This window comes from Synechococcus sp. R5-15, assembly GCF_047462035.1.
Lineage (GTDB): Bacteria > Cyanobacteriota > Cyanobacteriia > Thermostichales > Thermostichaceae > Thermostichus.
In genome coordinates this window covers 41,921-56,435 of the sequence record NZ_JANSIK010000060.1, presented here as the reverse complement: position 1 = coordinate 56,435, position 14,515 = coordinate 41,921, and the positions used below count along the sequence as shown (strand labels likewise).

The window sequence follows — 14,515 nt, the reverse complement described above, 5'->3', positions numbered from 1 at the left end:
GGCTTGCCAACTGCAGGGCTACCGAAAGCCCGCCCTGTACTGCGAAGCAGTCAGGGCCGGGTAGTTTACGTCAGTCTTCAACCCAACTCAGGGTGGGGACGGCTAGATAAGGCAAGGGATCCTGGGGTTGCAGTTGAGAAAGATGCCGCAGGATGCCCTGGTTAGCCTGCCACAGGGCTTGCACATCCCATCCGGCGTAGGTGGGCAGAAAGTCCGCCAGCTTGCGGTTGGCCTCCCCCAGCAGGATCATGCAGCCGCGGCGGTTGCCGTTTTGCAGGTGATAGTAGGCCACGGCGGTTTGCAAAAGCCCCTGGTAGAAGCGCCGCTCTGGATCCACTGCCTCCATCCACAGGGCCTCTAGGGTGTCGTGGCAGGCGTAAAATTCCCCCCGGTTAAACTGCTCGGCGGCCAGACGCAGCGCTTCTGAGGGGGCGTCGCTCATGTCGCTAGGCACAGGCCAGGGGGGATGTCTGCACAGGCAGGGATCCCTGCGGCAACACCAGGGTAAAGCAGGTTTTGCCTTGAGAGCTCTCCACTGAGACGCTGCCCCCCAACCGCTGCATCCACTGCTTGACCAAAGCCAGGCCCAGGCCGGTGCCGCCCCGTTTCCAGGGATCCCCGCTGGGAATGCGGTAAAACTTCTCGAAGATGCGCTCCCACTCGCTGTGGGGAATTTCTACTCCCTCGTTGATCACCCGAATTTCCACCTGCTGCGGGCCAGAGCGCTGCGCTGTTACCCAGATGTTGCACCTTGGGGGAGTATACTTGCAGGCGTTGTTGACCAGCTCCTGCACCACCCGCTCCAGGCCGCCCCGATCGGTGAGCACCTTGCCCACATTTGGCGCAATCTGCCACTGCAACCGTTGCTGGTTGGCCTGGGCCCGCTGTAGAAACGGCTCCAGCACGCTGGGCAGCCAGGTTGCCAGCGGCACTTCTTCCAGATGGAGCGTTTTGGATCCCTGCTCCAACCGCTGCAGATCCAGCAGGTCGTTCACCAATTCCGCCTCCCGCTCACACTCCTGCTCCAAAATCTTGAGATATTGCTCTCGTTTTTGGGGGGCGCGGGCGGTTTTCAGCAGTTGGATGGCCATCCTCATGTTGGTGATGGGGGTGCGCAGCTCGTGGGAGACGGTGCTCAAAAAATCATCTTTGAGGCGGTTGAGGCGCTCCAGCTCACCAATTTGCTGCACAGAAGCCTGGTAGAGGCGGGCCTGGCGGATGGCAATGGCGCAGTGATCCGCCACCTGCTGCACCACCTGCACCTCCAGTTCATCAAAGCACTCGGCTGCCGGCTTCGCCAGCCAGAGATCCCCCAGCACCCCTTGGTCATCCCGCAGCGGGCACACCAGCAGGGTCAGCCCTTCCCGACGGGGGATCCAGCCCTGCCCAGGCAAGTGGCAGAATTGCATCGCTTGACCCTCTTGCAGGTGCCGGTAAAGATCGGGGTAGTCGGCCAAGGTCAGGGTGATCCCACCGGCAGGTGGTAGAGCAGAGGTGTATTCATAGCGCACCGTCGCCTGGCCAGATGCCCAATCGTAGAGACAGAGATCGCAACCTTGAATGGGCAACCCCAGAGCCAACTCCTGCACCACTGCCCGCAGGATCTGGGCTTCTTCCAAACTGCTGCGCACCTGGTCGGTGACCCGCTGCAAGAGGGCATCCATAGCCAGAGATCGCTGCAGGGCCGCCGTCCGCTCCTGCACCTCCTGCTCCAGACGGGCGTTGAGGGTTTGCAACTGCCGGTAGAGCTGATTTTGCGTAATGGACAGGGCCAAATGTACCCCGACCCGACTCATCAGCTCTTGCTCTGCAGCTGACCAAGCCTTAGGCTCGTCAATTTTCAGCTCCCGCCAGGCAGCAAAAGAGATCAAAGGCAGTTCTTGTCTGGGATCCCCCTGAGCAAACCAACGGTAACCCGCCCAGTGGGTTTCTTGGCAGATGGCCGCGCGAAACACGCTCAGCCAGCCCACGGGCTGGTCATTCCAGACAAGCTGTACCATCAGCAGGCCACGAATGGGTGTCTGCTTCATCTGCTCTTGCAGCTCCGGCCATTTCTCCAAGTGGGAGAGCGACCACATCTTGACCCAGCCCCCCGCTCCTCCGGCCCTTCCGAGCTGCTCCTGTAGCCAGGTGTCGTAGCTGGCCGGGGGTTGCACGCCATGACAACAGAGGGTATCTGAGCCCATAAAGTGGATCCGCAGCCGCGCCCCGATCCCCTGCAAACCGGCAGCAAGCTGCTCCAGCACCGTGGTCAAGGTCGTCTCCGGGTGCAGGGGCGAGTAAACTAGAGCAGCAATTTGGTTGATGAGGCGTTCCTGCTGCGCCTTCTGCCGCGCCTGCTCCAGCAATTCCGCCTGAGCAATGGCAATGGAAACTTGATCCGCCAGCAACTGCACCACCTGCAGCTCTTCTTGGGAGTAGGGACGAGGCTCAGCATGATGGGAGACCAACAGCCCCCATAGCTCCTGGTGATGCATCAGGGGAACCACCAAGGAAGAGGCCACCCCCATGGATTTCAAATAGTGGACATGGCAGGGATCCACAGGCCGCTGTAGCGGCTCGCCCAGAGGAACCCTAGCAGACAACCCCCAAGACTCCGGCTGGCTGATGGAACGGCTCTGCGCCTCCACATCCACAATTACCCGCGCCTGAGCTAGGCGAAACAACCGCCGCGCCTCCTCGGGAATATCCCCTGCCGGAAAAGTCAGCCCCAAGAGCGAGGGCAGCCGCTCCCCTCCTCGCGCTTCCGCCACCACCGTTCCGTGACCTTCGGGATCAAAGCGGTAAACCTTCACCCGATCCGTACCCAAAAAGGCGCGCACCTCCTCCACCGTCGCCCTCAGGATCTGATCCAGCTCCAGGGATTGCCGAATCTGGTGGGTGATGCGGTTGATGAGGGCGTCTCGGCTGGGTCGAGCTTCGGCAGCCCGCGTTTTGGTATCCATAGTTGCAAGCCCCTAGCCCCTGGGATTAACGGGAAGTATCTAGAGATACATCCCTTTTTTCCAGCATAGGATGTCTTTGAGAAAGGTAAGCGGGCTCAAAAGAAAAGTTAAAGAAAAAGTTAAAAATGGTAACTCAGGGTTTCCCGGGTTGGAATCGCCTGAGATCTGGAGCCGGGAATGGCCTACGGCTCACCCGCGCCCTCGGAAAGCAGAGCTAGAGGAGAGGCAGCTGAAACAGGCGAGCGGCATTTTGGCTGGTTTTTTCTGCCAGTTTTTCCGGTGGGATCCCAAGCAGCTCCGCCAAGGTTTGGGCCACCCGCTGCACATAGGCCGGCTCATTGCGTTTGCCGCGGAAGGGGGTGGGAGCCAGAAAAGGGCAATCGGTTTCCACCAAAAGCTGGGATAGGGGCACCTCCAAGGCCGACCGGCGGACAGTCTCGGCATTTTTGAAAGTAACAATGCCGCTGAAGCTAATGAAGCAGCCCAGCTCGACAAACAGCCGCATCTCCTCCGGGGATCCGCTCCAGCAATGCATCACCGCCCGCACTGGCCCCCCCGTGGCCATGGCCTCCTTGAGGATGGCGTAGGTGGCTGCTGCCGCCTCGCGGCAATGGACGATCAACGCCAGATCCTGCGCTTGGGCAATGGCAATCTGGGCCCAGAAGGATTCTTTTTGCCGCTCGATATCCGCCGGGTTGGACTTGTAGAAATCCAGGCCCGTCTCCCCGATAGCCACCACTCGCTCGTCGCTGGCGGCCAGGTGGGCGATCTTTTCGGCCAAATCGGGCTGCCACTGGCCCGCCTCCAAAGGGTGCAGCCCCACCGACAAAAATACTTCCGGATACTGGTCGGCAATGGCCTGCAACTGGGGGAATTCTGCCGGTGTTACACAAGAATGCACCAAACGCCGGATCCCCGTCTGACGCCAGCGCTCGGCCACCTGGGGCAGATCCGCGGCAAAATCGGGGTAATTGAGGTGGACGTGAGTATCCACCAAAGGAGCAGCAGGTAAGACGGCGGTGCTCAAGGCTCAGCTCCCCAACAATCGTGTTGCCAACCTTATCCAATTGTAAAAGCTGTCCCCGGCCTGCTTGGGATCCCTTCTGGCGCTCCCGTTTGCCGGCGAGCTCCCCTTGCGACGGCTCCTGTGGGAGCAGGATGATCCACAATGATTGAGGAAACCTTACGCCGGAGGTTTGTTATGGCCCGTACCCCCTCAACCATGCTGCCTTTGGGCACCCCAGCCCCTGACTTCAGCCTGCCGGATGTGGTGAGCGGCCAAACCATCTCCCTCTCCACCTTTGCCGACAAGCCGGCCCTGCTGGTGATGTTCATCTGCCAGCACTGTCCCTATGTGAAGCACGTGCAAGAGGAGCTGGCCCGCCTTGGCAGAGATTACAAGGATCGCGGCGTCGGCATTGTAGCCATCAGCGCCAACGATGTGGAGAAATACCCGGATGACAGCCCAGAGAACTTGAAGAAGATGGCCGAGACCTTGGGCTTTACCTTCCCCTTCTGCTACGACGAAACCCAAGAGGTGGCCAAAGCCTTCACCGCCGCCTGCACCCCCGACTTTTTCTTGTTCGACGCGGATCGCAAGTTGGTCTATCGGGGTCAACTGGACGACAGCCGTCCCAGCCTGACCGATGTGCCGGTGACGGGCAAAGATTTGCGGGCGGCGCTGGATAACCTTCTGGCCGGCAAGCCCATCGATCCCGACCAAAAGCCCAGCCTGGGCTGCAACATCAAGTGGAAACCTGGCAATGAGCCTGCTTATTTCGCTGGGTAGATCCCGCTTTTTTGAATCGCGGCCAGGGCCTGTCGATGCAAGCTGGGGTTGGCTGCCGCCAACACTTCTCCCGTGGAGGTGCGGGTTAAGGGATCCCCTTGCCAATCGGTAATCACGCCACCGGATCCCTCAATCACCGGCACAAGGGCAGCAAAATCGTAGAGGGCAAGGCCACACTCCATCACCAGATCCACACAGCCGCTGGCCAACAGGCCGTACTGGTAGCCATCGCCGCCATAGGAGGTAATGTGAACTGCTTGGCTGAGCCCCTGGAAGCACCGTTGTTGGTCGGGTTGGGTGAACAAATCAGGGGTGGTACAGCTCAAGTAGGCGCGGCTGAGGTCGGTATTGGCCTTGGTTTGAGCAGCCTGTCGGTGAGAGGGGGTCATCCATTGGGTGGGTTGTCCCCGCACCCCCAGCCAGCGTTCGCGCAACACCGGTTGATCGATGATGCCCAAAATGGGGCGGTCTTCTTCCAAGAGGGCAATCAGAGTAGCAAAGGTGGGCTTGCCGGTGGAAAAGGCGATGGTGCCATCCAAGGGATCCAGAACCCAAGTATAGAGGGATCCCGTCTGGTGAAAACCAAACTCTTCGCCAAGGATGCTGTGTTCTGGCACTTGGGCCATCAGCAAAGCTCGCATGGCCCGCTCTGCCTCCCGGTCGGCCACCGTCACAATTGGGGAGCGGGCCTCTTTGTATTCGGCTTGCAGTTCTCCGCGAAACAGGGGGCGAATCACCGCTCCGGCAGCATCGGCCAGGGCCTGGGCCAGTTCAATCCACTCTGCCTTGACCACCTTTTGCCCACCCCATCTGCCCCTTCCCTTTCTTAGCATAGGGAAAAATTTCCTCTCGGTTTATGCGGTCTGGCTTGCTCTTAACTCCTCTGGAATGGCTTTGGACGGCGATTGGGGTCCTCCTGACCATTTTGGGCACCCTAACCCATTTGAGTTTTCCGCCGGAGCTGCCTGGGTTGGGGGGATACAGCTTTTCGCTGCAAATTGGGGGCGTGTTGCTGACGGCTTGTTTGGCGGGGCCGGTGGCAGCGGTGTGCGCCCAGATCGTCTATCTGGGGCTGGGGCTGGCAGGGCTACAGGTGTTTGCCCAAGGGGGAGGATGGCAGTACCTGTACCAGCCCGCCTTTGGCTACTTGCTGGGGTTTTTGCCGGGAGCTTGGGCCTGCGGGACGATCGCCTTTCGGCAACGGGATCCCTATCCACCCCCTTCTCCTCTGGCCCGCCAACGTGCTGTCGATGGGAAGCGGTGGGCAGAAGGGATCCCTGACTCCCCGGTGGGCCTCCAAGAGTTGGGATCCGGCAGCTTGGTGGCTTTGGCCTTGGTTCACCTGACCGGGATTCTCTACCTTTTGGCCACACAACCCTGGAATGGGGAGTTGCTGAGGTTGATAGGGCTTTACTCCGGCTACACTCTGCCGGGACAGGTCATCGTGGCCAGCTTTGTTGCGGTGATAGCGTTGCTGTTGCGGCGCTTGCTGCTGCTCTGAAGCAAGGGAATCAACTGTGCGCAAAGGCCCATGCAGATTTGGGTCGGGGCGCATCTTTTCTCAAGCTGCAGAGGCAGAAAGTAACTTAGAAAAGTAACTTAGAGCTGTGCCGCTCAAGCGGTGGTACAGATTCTGGTCAAGTCTTGCCAGGATGGATGGGTTTGCGTGAGGAACTGAGGGATGCAACGGACTGCTCTCACCCTTTTGGCCACCGGCTTTTTGGCCACTGGGCTGGCTGCTTGTGGAGATGGCGGCAGCTCAGGGGGCTCGATCCTGCCCCCACCCCAAGGCCCAACGGTTTCGTTTATCAATGCGCCCACCTCGGTGCGGGTAGGCACCTCCACGCCGGCCTTCACGGTGCAGGTGAGTGTGCCCGGCGGTGCTCGTCCAACGCAGTTCATCGAGCTGGAAACTTTCAACCCCAGTGGCGTGCGCGTGCAAAGGGAATTCTTCAGCCCACAGCAGGCCGGCTGTAACCCTGGGGCCACCTTTTGTAGCTTCAGTACCGATTTCCGCGTTGCCCTCGGGGATCCCATCGGCGTTTGGCAGTTCCGGATTACCGCGTTTGACCAACAGAATCGCTCCGGATCCCAGACATTGCTGATTACCGCCTTCCAGTGAGCCAGCCGAGTTGCCAGCTTTGAGACGAGGCCATTCACTCCAGAGGGGAATGGCCGCCAGCGGGCCGAAGTCCGAACAAGGACTGAATCTTGCTCACCGCTGCGGCTTTCTTCCTGCTTCCACAACCCCTAACCAGCAGCAGCTTGCGTCGCCGCACCGCCGGAGGGATCTCCACAGGCGTCAATTTCCCCAGGGCTAGCGTTCCGCGCCGCCGGTGCGACCGGCAGAGTTCCACAAAAATAGGGCCGGAGCCATGCCCCCTCAAGCGATGAGCCGGTTATCACTTGGGTTCGCAAGCTGCCCAAGGCGGGATCCCCTACTCCAGGTCTCGACGGTTGGGGTTACGGGAGGGATCGTTGCTCAAAAAACCAAACACAAAAAGCCCCACAAAAAAGATGACAACCGCGTAAACAGAGATTTTCAGTAACAGCATAGTTTCAGCAACCCGTTTCCGACTGAGTGAACTGATGAAGCGATAAGGCAATCGTAAAACAAGGGTGAACCACCCCAGAAAGGGGATCCCGTCAAACCTGAGACCCCGCAAAACTTCTTCACAACATCATACCTCTCAGAGGGCCTTTTTCCCGCAAATGGCCCCAGTTCGCCCTGAGAGCTCCTTTCATTACGCCCTCAGGAAAAGCTGCAAAGCTTGGCCTGTTAGGGATCCCCGGCAAGAGCAGAGATTGTTAAGAAATATGCTGGGCTGGAAACAAAGATTGCAACTCCTCAGCGGCAGCAACGCTCGCGGGCGACCGGGACATAGGAAGATATAATTTGCGGCTTTGCCGGTCTTGCCGGACCTGTGTTGGATTTGCCCATGCCTTTTGATCGGTTAGGCCACTTAGAGGTTCTGGATGGGCGGTCGGGAGCTCAGCCGCAACCTTCGTCGGGGATCTATCGGCCCCAGGAGTTGCCGCTTTCCGATGGGATCCCGGCTTTTCTGCACCACTGGCCCCAGGGATCCCCTTGCGGACGGGTGTTGCTTTTGCACGGCAAAGGGGATCACGGCGGCGGGTTTTGCCCTTTGGCCGGCGAGTTGGCTGCTCAAGGGTGGGAGGTTTTGGCGCCTGACATGCGGGGATTTGGTCGCTCCGGCGGGATCCGCTGCTGGATCGACCGCTTCAGCCAATATCAAGCGGATCTGGAGAGGATCGCCCAGCAGGTCTGGCCGCAGAAAGGGATCCCGCAGATCTGGTGTGGGTATAGCGCGGGGGCCAACTGGGTTACGGAATATGCCCTTGCCCATCCCGGCCAGGTGCAGGGCCTGGTTCTCATCTCTCCGGCTTTTCGCATCGACCACTATTTCACCCCTTTGACCCACGCCCTTTTGCAAGTTTTGGACAGGGTTGCTCCCCAGCTGGCCTTAACTGGCCTCTACGAGCCGGCGCGGGTGACTTCCCTACCCGAGCAGCAAGCCGCCTTTGCGGCGGATCCCTACATGTGCGGTGTGACGCGGGCCAGATTCACAGCCGAACTGGTGCGCAGTGGACAGCGCTGCCTCGACCAAGCCCATCGGCTCTGCCTGCCGGTTTTGCTGCTTTACACCTCCGCCGATATCGTCGTCAATCCTGCGGGAGCTGTGGATTTTGCCCGTCGGCTGCCCCAGGGAGAGATCCACGATTTTCCCCGGTCGCGCCACGATCTTTTGCACGACTGCCAAGCGGAAGCGGTAAAAGAGACCCTTCGCCGCTGGCTGGCCCGGCATTTCCCCTCTGCCCCGGATGTCGCCCCTCGCCCAACGACCAGCTCAGCCCCTACCGACCTCATGGCAAAATAGAAACGCCCTCTTTCCTGCTGCTCCCATGAGCCAAGACCTGATCTACCGTCCCCGTCGGCTGCGGCGCACAGAAGCCTTCCGCCAGATGGTTCAGGAAACCCACCTGCGGGTGCAGGATCTGATCTATCCCCTGTTTGTCATGGAGGGGGAGAACCAGCGGCAGGAAGTGGAGTCGATGCCCGGCTGCTACCGCTACACCCTAGACCTGCTGCTGAAAGAGGTGGAGGAAGCCGCTCAATTGGGGATCCCGGCGGTGGCCCTGTTCCCGGTGGTGCCGGAAGAGAAAAAGGATCCCACCGGGCGGGAGTGCTTCAACCCAGAGGGCTTGATCCAGCGGGCGGTGCGGCGGATTAAACAGGAAATCCCCGAGATCTTGGTGGTAACCGATGTGGCTTTGGATCCCTACAACAGCGACGGCCACGACGGCATTGTGCGGGATGGGGTGATCCTCAACGACGAGACGGTGGAAGTTTTGGTCAAGCAAGCCCTCTCCCAAGCAGAGGCGGGAACCGACATTGTGGCCCCCTCGGACATGATGGATGGTCGCGTCGGCGCCATTCGGGAGGCCCTGGACGACCAAGGCTATACCGATGTGGCGATCCTGGCCTATTCTGCCAAATATGCCTCTGCCTTCTACGGCCCCTTCCGCGATGCCCTGGGATCCGCGCCCAAATCGGGAGACAAGAAAAGCTATCAAATGGATCCCGCCAATGCTCGGGAAGCCATCAAAGAGGTGGAGCTGGACGAGGCCGAGGGGGCGGACATGGTGATGGTGAAGCCGGCCCTGGCCTACCTGGACATCATCTACCGAGTCAAGGAATCAACGGATCTGCCCGTGGCCGCTTACAACGTCAGCGGCGAGTACGCCATGATCAAAGCCGCCGAACAAAAGGGCTGGATCGACGGCAAAAAAGTGATGTTGGAATCCCTGCTGGCCATGAAGCGGGCTGGCGCCGATATCATCCTCACCTACTTTGCCAAAGAGGTGGCCTTGCTTCTCAAACAAGCCTAGGCAGAGGCAGCCTACGGCCTGGCAGACGGCTGGGTGGACTGCCCGATCCAGGAAGGGTGGGTGTTCTTCTCGTCGTCCGCCACCCAGGTACTGGGATCCACCAAACGCACCTGAATTTGATTGCGTGGCACCCGATTCAGCCGTTCCTTGATCAGGGCCTCCTGCTGCAAGGGATCCATACCTCGATCCACCCCCTCCTGCAGCCGAGAAATCCGAGTGGACAAGACCTCGATATGCCGCTCCAGAACCTGGAGCCGGTGGTGCTGAGCCAACTGCACCGGCAAGAGGCGATACAAACCACTGAGGGCAGCCGCCGTAAACAAGACATTCACCCCGATGTGACAGGCCATCTCCCAGACTTGAGGCTCGTGGCCAGGTTCTTGCCGTCCGCGCCGGCGGGAGCGCTGGACAGGGATCGTCCGCCGACCGGAAATTGGGAGAGAGGAGGGAAACCCTGCCCGAACCAGGGATCCCTGCCCTTGGGAGCGATGCACTCGTGGAGCAACAGAGATGTCCAGCCGCGGCCCAGCAACCTGCTCTGCACGCATAGACACGTGGCGAGCCGGGGTACGGGAAGAAGACTTGGGTGTCACGGGTGAAGGGAAGAAAATAGGGGGACGATGAACCACCTCTGCTGCCAAGAAGCGCAGCTAGGGCCTATTGAAGCCGATTTTTCCAGGTGTGTCAGGCTTTGCCGCAAAACATTTTTATTCTTGGGCTTTCTTGGGCTCTGCCACTTCGCCAAGCTCAGCAAACGGATGGCGGGATCCCAGGCAATGGTCAACGCGGGGCAGGAAACGCGCTAGGCTAGAGGTTCGAATAGCGGAAAGGCTCTGCACCGTTCAAAGGACAAGGGCGGCACAGGGCTTGTGCAGATGCAAGTCGGATCCACATCATGCGCATTGTCATCACGGGTGGAAGTGGTTTTATCGGGCGTCGCTTGGTGGCCCGTCTGCTGGAGCAAGGGGATCAGGTTTTGGTCTTGACCCGCCGCCTGGAGCAGGCCCGCCGCATTTTGGGGGAATCCCCCAACCTCAAGCTGCTGCCCTACGATCCCTACCAACCGCAAGCCTGGGCAGCCGCCCTGGAAGGGTACGAGGGGATTGTCAACTTGGCCGGAGAGCCTTTGGCTTCTTCTCGCTGGACAGAGACCAAGAAAAAAGAAATCCGTCGTAGCCGTGTGGAAACCACCCAGGCCCTTGTCCAAGCCCTCGCCTCCCTCAACCAAAAGCCCCAGGTGATGATCAGCAGCTCGGCGGTGGGTTACTACGGATCCCATCCGGCAGGAGAACCCTTAACAGAGACGGATCCCCCGGCCCAAGATTTTCTGGCAGGAGTCTGTCAGGCCTGGGAAGCTGCCGCCCGGCCGGTTGAGGAATTGGGGATCCGTTTGGCCATCCTGCGCACGGGGATTGTGTTGGGTCCGGATGGAGGAGCGCTGGGGCAGATGCTGGCCCCCTTTCAGTTCTTTATCGGCGGAACGATCGGCTCCGGCAAACAATGGCTGTCTTGGATCCACCGCGAGGATTGGGTGAGCTTGGTCTGCTTCCTGCTGGAGCAGGGATCCGGAGTGTTCAACGCCACCGCTCCCAACCCGGTGCAGATGGAAGAGTTTTGCCGAACCTTAGGCCAGGTCTTGGGTCGCCCCTCTTGGTTGCCTGTGCCGGAGCTGGCGTTGGAACTGCTGTTGGGCGAGGCAGCTCAAGTGGTTTTGACGGGGCAGAAAGTGATCCCGCAAGCGGCTTTGCAGATGGGCTTTACCTTCCAGTACCCACAACTGAAAGAGGCATTACGACAGATCCTCCTCCCCCGCTGACTTCTCTCTACGCCAATTATTCTTCCGTGAAATCGGCTTCCACCACCCCTGAAGCAGAGCTGGGATCAGGGCTGGCAGCCGCAGTGGGTGCCGGAGCCGGTCGCGATGCCTGGGGCACTTGCACAATTTGGGGAGTAAAGATGAATAGGTTGTACACCGTGTTGCGGCGGATGTTGTCCATCATCTCCAGGAACAGCTCGTAGCCCTCGTTCTTGTACTCGATCAGGGGATCCTTCTGACCGTAGCCTCGCAGGCCCACAGCTTCCCGCAGCGCCTCCATCTGCTGCAGGTGTTCCCGCCAGAGGGTGTCCACCTGTTGCAACAGGAAAAAGCGCTCTGCCTTGCGCATCAAACCGGGCTCAAAGGTATCCAGAAAAGCCTCTTTGGCCTCATAGGCCAGTTCTGCCTGCTTGATCAGGTAGTCCAAGATCTGCTCGTAGGAGAGATCCTGCAGGTCTTCAACCTTGAGGTTTTGCTTCAGGAGCGGCACAAACTCCTGCATCTTGGCGGTCAGCTTGTCAATTTCCCACTCTTCCGGGGGCAGCTCTGGGTTGACATGCGCTCGCACGATCTCGCCAACGGTTTTGCGCACATAGTCAAGGATCTTGGTCTTGAGGTTTTCCCCCTCCAAGATGCGCCGCCGCTCTGAGTAGATGGCCCGCCGCTGGTTGTTCATCACCTCGTCATACTCGAACACCTGCTTGCGCATGTCGAAGTAGTATACTTCCACTTTTCTCTGCGCATTCTCCAGGCTGCTGCTAAGCAGCGGGTGCTCGATGGGCATATCCTCCTCCACCCGGAACATGTCCATGAGCTTGGCTACCCGGTCGCCACCGAAAATCTTGAGCAGGTTGTCTTCCAAGCTGAGGAAAAACCGCGAGGAGCCGGGATCCCCTTGTCGCCCGGCGCGGCCCCGCAGCTGGTTGTCGATACGGCGGGATTCATGGCGCTCCGTACCGATCACATGCAGGCCCCCCAGCCTCACCACCTCTTCGTGCTCGGCCTCAGTAATTTTTTCGTACTCGGCTTTGATGCTGTTGTAAACCTCCCGCAGTTGCAAAATTAGCGGATCCTGCACCGGCGCTTTCTCGGAAGCTACTGCGATGAGATCCTCCACCACCAGCTCTGGCAGACGGTTCAGCCCATACTTGGTCACGGCTGCTGCCACCACTTCGTCTAAAGCTTGGCTGGTGCGGGCCGACAGCTCACAGGGGTAAAAATTGGGGGAGACCACCGTCCAGGATTTTTTCGGCTTGGGTGCTGTCCCACCAAATCCCTGGCCACCCCCCCGTCCCACCATCTGAACGGATCCCAAGGGGTTGTCGGCGTCCAATTGAGCCAGCTTGGGCATCAGCCGTTCCCGCAGCTTGAGGCGGGCCATGTACTCCGCATTGCCTCCCAAGATGATGTCCGTGCCTCGACCGGCCATGTTGGTAGCAATGGTTACAGCGCCTTTTCGCCCCGCCTGGGCAATGATCTCCGCCTCCCGCTCCACGTTTTCTGGCTTGGCGTTGAGGAGGTTGTGGGGGATCCCCATTTCCTTGAGCATGGCCGAGAGGCGTTCGGATTTTTCCACGCTGGTGGTGCCCACAAGGACGGGGCGCCCCTGGGCGTGCATGTGGGCAATTTCCTCGGCAACCGCTTGCCACTTGCCCCTTTCGGTCTTGTACACCAAGTCGGGGGCATCTTTGCGGCGGATGGGTCGGTTGGTGGGGATCACCGTAACTTCCAGGTTGTAGGTTTTGCCGAACTCGGCCTCCTCAGTGCGAGCCGTGCCCGTCATGCCGGAAAGCTTGGGATAGAGCAGAAAAAGGTTTTGGTAGGTGATGGTGGCCAGGGTTTGGCTCTCGCTTTGAATCGGCACCCCCTCTTTGGCCTCCACCGCCTGGTGCAGCCCATCAGACCAGCGGCGGCCGGGGAGCACCCGCCCGGTGAACTCGTCCACGATCACCACCTCTTGATTGCGGACGATGTAGTGGACATCCTTGATGAAGAGCTCTTTGGCCTTCACCGCGTTAAAGACAAAGTGCGCCCAGGGATCCTTGGGATCAAACAGGTCAGAGACCCCCAGCAACCGCTCGGCGGCTTCAAACCCCTCGTCGGTAAGGATGACGTTGCGGGCTTTTTCATCCACCTCATAGTGTTCATCTCGGATCAGCTCCCGCGCCACCTGGGCTGCCCGCAGGTATTTTTCGGAGGGGCGAGCCACCTGACCGGAGATGATCAGGGGAGTGCGGGCCTCGTCGATAAGGATTGAGTCCACCTCGTCGATGATGCAGTAGTTAAAGGGCCGTTGCATCACCTCTTTGATATCGGTGGCCATGTTGTCCCGCAGGTAGTCGAAGCCCAGCTCGCTGTTGGTGCAGTAGGTAATGTCGCAGTTGTAGCTGCGGCGCTTTTCTTCGGGTGACATGCCCTCTTGCACTAGACCGACCGTCAGGCCCAAGAAACGGTGCACCTGCCCCATCCACTCCGAGTCGCGCCGCGCCAAGTAGCCGTTGACGGTAACGATGTGAACCCCCTTCCCAGTCAGGCCGTTCAAGTAGGCAGGCAGGGTGGCGACCAGGGTTTTCCCCTCGCCGGTTTTCATTTCGGCAATCTGGCCTTCGTGCAGCACCATGCCGCCGATGAGCTGTACGTCGTAATGGCGCAAGTTCAAGACCCGCTTGGCAGCCTCCCGCACCACGGCAAATGCCTCCGGCAAGAGATCATCCAGAGATTCTCCTCTGTCTAAGCGCTGGCGAAACTCCGTGGTCTTGGCCTTGAGCTCCGCATCCGAAAGAGAGGCGATCTCGATCTCCAGCGAGTTGATCAGCTTGACGACAGGACGGTACTGCCGGATCTTCCGATCGTTAGGATCCCCAAGGAGCTTTTGTAGGGTTTGGAGCATGGGCAAGCCTAGGCCAATGAAGAACATTGATTAATGATGCGATCTTACCATTTTGACTTGGCCGGCCAGGGAGAGGTGGGCCCAGATGAGCTGAGAGGAGAACACCAAAGCCAACCAAAGCCATCAGAATGGATGAGGAGAGCCGGCAGTTACTTGCAGTCCGC

At 59.5% G+C, this 14,515-nt stretch carries 13 protein-coding genes; 6 read left to right on the top strand and 7 right to left on the bottom strand.

All coding sequences use genetic code 11. The features are described 5' to 3' along the window. Positions 1–70: 70 nt before the first annotated feature. The 3 genes from NW839_RS06070 to NW839_RS06060 form a co-directional block, all read right to left on the bottom strand. The gene (locus NW839_RS06070) at positions 71–442 is read right to left on the bottom strand and encodes a DUF309 domain-containing protein (protein ID WP_414351347.1); all 372 of its coding nucleotides are present in this window, start codon (positions 440–442) and stop codon (positions 71–73) included. 4 nt (positions 443–446) lie between these two features. Further along, positions 447–2,945, bottom strand: a complete 2,499-nt coding sequence (locus NW839_RS06065; protein WP_414351349.1) for a GAF domain-containing protein — start codon at positions 2,943–2,945, stop codon at positions 447–449. Positions 2,946–3,159: 214 nt separating this feature from the next. Continuing rightward, on the bottom strand, positions 3,160–3,972 hold the full coding sequence (locus tag NW839_RS06060; protein WP_414351351.1) for a TatD family hydrolase: 813 nt from the start codon (positions 3,970–3,972) through the stop codon (positions 3,160–3,162). A gap of 174 nt (positions 3,973–4,146) precedes the next feature. Between NW839_RS06060 and NW839_RS06055 the strand changes: the two genes are divergently transcribed. Then, complete coding sequence (locus NW839_RS06055; RefSeq protein ID WP_041437584.1) at positions 4,147–4,734, top strand: thioredoxin family protein; 588 nt, start codon at positions 4,147–4,149, stop codon at positions 4,732–4,734. Here NW839_RS06055 and hisN read toward each other — a convergent pair. Further along, a complete protein-coding gene (gene hisN, locus NW839_RS06050) occupies positions 4,719–5,528 on the bottom strand; it encodes a histidinol-phosphatase (RefSeq protein WP_414351353.1) in 810 nt (269 codons plus the stop codon). The two genes, NW839_RS06055 and hisN, sit on opposite strands and share 16 nt — an antisense overlap. Before the next feature lie 62 nt (positions 5,529–5,590). Here hisN and NW839_RS06045 point away from each other — a divergent pair, with 62 nt between their 5' ends. Together NW839_RS06045 and NW839_RS06040 are read left to right on the top strand one after the other, a co-directional pair. Beyond that, complete coding sequence (locus tag NW839_RS06045; protein WP_414351354.1) at positions 5,591–6,235, top strand: biotin transporter BioY; 645 nt, start codon at positions 5,591–5,593, stop codon at positions 6,233–6,235. A 180-nt stretch (positions 6,236–6,415) separates the two neighbouring features. Continuing rightward, complete coding sequence (locus NW839_RS06040) at positions 6,416–6,856, top strand: hypothetical protein (RefSeq protein WP_414351356.1); 441 nt, start codon at positions 6,416–6,418, stop codon at positions 6,854–6,856. A gap of 316 nt (positions 6,857–7,172) precedes the next feature. Here NW839_RS06040 and NW839_RS06035 read toward each other — a convergent pair whose 3' ends face one another. Beyond that, entirely contained in the window at positions 7,173–7,289 is a 117-nt protein-coding gene (locus NW839_RS06035) for a photosystem II reaction center protein I (protein ID WP_011434021.1), read from the bottom strand. A 384-nt stretch (positions 7,290–7,673) separates the two neighbouring features. Between NW839_RS06035 and NW839_RS06030 the strand changes: the two genes are divergently transcribed. Next, positions 7,674–8,633 carry a lysophospholipase gene (locus tag NW839_RS06030; protein WP_414351358.1) on the top strand — a complete coding sequence of 320 codons (960 nt, stop codon included), beginning with the start codon at positions 7,674–7,676 and terminating at the stop codon, positions 8,631–8,633. Positions 8,634–8,658: 25 nt separating this feature from the next. Beyond that, the gene (gene hemB / locus NW839_RS06025) at positions 8,659–9,645 is read left to right on the top strand and encodes a porphobilinogen synthase (protein WP_414351359.1); all 987 of its coding nucleotides are present in this window, start codon (positions 8,659–8,661) and stop codon (positions 9,643–9,645) included. An 11-nt stretch (positions 9,646–9,656) separates the two neighbouring features. Here hemB and NW839_RS06020 read toward each other — a convergent pair whose 3' ends face one another. After that, positions 9,657–10,193: a hypothetical protein gene (locus NW839_RS06020; RefSeq protein ID WP_238376986.1), complete on the bottom strand. Its 537-nt coding sequence runs from the start codon at positions 10,191–10,193 to the stop codon at positions 9,657–9,659. A gap of 347 nt (positions 10,194–10,540) precedes the next feature. On the opposite strand from NW839_RS06020, the gene NW839_RS06015 reads away from it, so the two are divergent. Then, positions 10,541–11,461 (top strand): TIGR01777 family oxidoreductase, encoded by a 921-nt coding sequence (locus NW839_RS06015; protein WP_414331417.1) that lies wholly within the window; start codon positions 10,541–10,543, stop codon positions 11,459–11,461. Between the two features lie 16 nt (positions 11,462–11,477). On the opposite strand, the gene secA is transcribed toward NW839_RS06015, so the two are convergent. Further along, positions 11,478–14,351 (bottom strand): preprotein translocase subunit SecA, encoded by a 2,874-nt coding sequence (gene secA / locus NW839_RS06010; protein WP_414351418.1) that lies wholly within the window; start codon positions 14,349–14,351, stop codon positions 11,478–11,480. Positions 14,352–14,515: the final 164 nt, after the last annotated feature.

What these genes read in the sequence shown, in the direction of transcription:
- NW839_RS06070 (WP_414351347.1), bottom strand. Translation starts at nt 442, where the DNA reads ATGAGCGACGCCCCCTCAGAAGCGCTGCGTCTGGCCGCCGAGCAGTTT.
- NW839_RS06065 (WP_414351349.1), bottom strand. Translation starts at nt 2,945, where the DNA reads ATGGATACCAAAACGCGGGCTGCCGAAGCTCGACCCAGCCGAGACGCC.
- NW839_RS06055 (WP_041437584.1), top strand. Translation starts at nt 4,147, where the DNA reads ATGGCCCGTACCCCCTCAACCATGCTGCCTTTGGGCACCCCAGCCCCT.
- NW839_RS06045 (WP_414351354.1), top strand. Translation starts at nt 5,591, where the DNA reads ATGCGGTCTGGCTTGCTCTTAACTCCTCTGGAATGGCTTTGGACGGCG.
- NW839_RS06040 (WP_414351356.1), top strand. Translation starts at nt 6,416, where the DNA reads ATGCAACGGACTGCTCTCACCCTTTTGGCCACCGGCTTTTTGGCCACT.
- NW839_RS06035 (WP_011434021.1), bottom strand. Translation starts at nt 7,289, where the DNA reads ATGCTGTTACTGAAAATCTCTGTTTACGCGGTTGTCATCTTTTTTGTG.
- NW839_RS06030 (WP_414351358.1), top strand. Translation starts at nt 7,674, where the DNA reads ATGCCTTTTGATCGGTTAGGCCACTTAGAGGTTCTGGATGGGCGGTCG.
- hemB (WP_414351359.1), top strand. Translation starts at nt 8,659, where the DNA reads ATGAGCCAAGACCTGATCTACCGTCCCCGTCGGCTGCGGCGCACAGAA.
- NW839_RS06020 (WP_238376986.1), bottom strand. Translation starts at nt 10,193, where the DNA reads ATGCGTGCAGAGCAGGTTGCTGGGCCGCGGCTGGACATCTCTGTTGCT.
- NW839_RS06015 (WP_414331417.1), top strand. Translation starts at nt 10,541, where the DNA reads ATGCGCATTGTCATCACGGGTGGAAGTGGTTTTATCGGGCGTCGCTTG.
- secA (WP_414351418.1), bottom strand. Translation starts at nt 14,351, where the DNA reads ATGCTCCAAACCCTACAAAAGCTCCTTGGGGATCCTAACGATCGGAAG.